Genomic DNA, 814 nt, shown 5'->3' on the forward strand with positions numbered 1-814 from the left:
ACGGCAAACCAAAAGTGAATATCGGCAAGATTTCAGCAGAAAAAGCCGCTCTTGCGGTGAATGGTTGGGTGACGTTACCACCGACAGAGCACAAAGCTGACTGGGACGATTACCGTCAGCAAAACGGTGTGGACATAGCAAGACAAGCCTTTACTCAGGGGCTCTATCAACCGGCATCAACCAAGAAAAAAGCAGCCACTCAGCCCAATGATGCTGAGCCTTCCAAGCTGACATTATGCCAGATGGGAGCCAGCCAGCGCGGGGAAGTCTTGCTGGCGCGTTATGATGGTGATTTAGCGCTGGATGGCGCTTCGGAAACCGTGCATCACTATAACGGTATCATCTGGCGTCCGGTCAGTGATCGCGATTTAAAGCGAGAAATGGTTGCTGCCTTTATGGAAGAGAGGCAACCCTACTCACCGAATGGTATCAGTTCTGCCGTGGATGCCCTGAAATTACAGCTTCCCATGATGCAATCGCCAAAACGCCACTTAATCGGGTTCAGCAATGGCGTGTTTGACCTGAAAGCCTGCCAGTTCCGGCCTCATCGCAAACATGACTGGTTGCTGCTGGCGAATGATGTTGAATTCAATTCCCCTGTTTCGGGGGAAACCCTGAAAGACCATGCCCCGCAGTTCTGGCACTGGCTCAATCGGGCAACAGCCAATTGTGAGAATAAGTTTGATCGGGTACTGGCAGCGCTGTTTATGGTGCTGGCAAACCGCTACGACTGGCAGTTGTTTCTGGAAGTGACCGGTGCCGGAGGCAGTGGCAAAAGCATTTTTGCTGAAATCTGTTCAATGCTGGCAGGCAA

The 814-nt window shown here is 51.7% G+C and carries 1 pseudogene; it reads left to right on the top strand.

What is annotated here, in order from left to right:
* A pseudogene (locus AAC147_RS09245) lies at nucleotides 1-814 on the top strand (DNA primase); the annotation flags it as partial.

It is taken from the genome of Xenorhabdus sp. NBAII XenSa04, from assembly GCF_963866145.1.
Taxonomy (GTDB): domain Bacteria; phylum Pseudomonadota; class Gammaproteobacteria; order Enterobacterales; family Enterobacteriaceae; genus Xenorhabdus; species Xenorhabdus indica.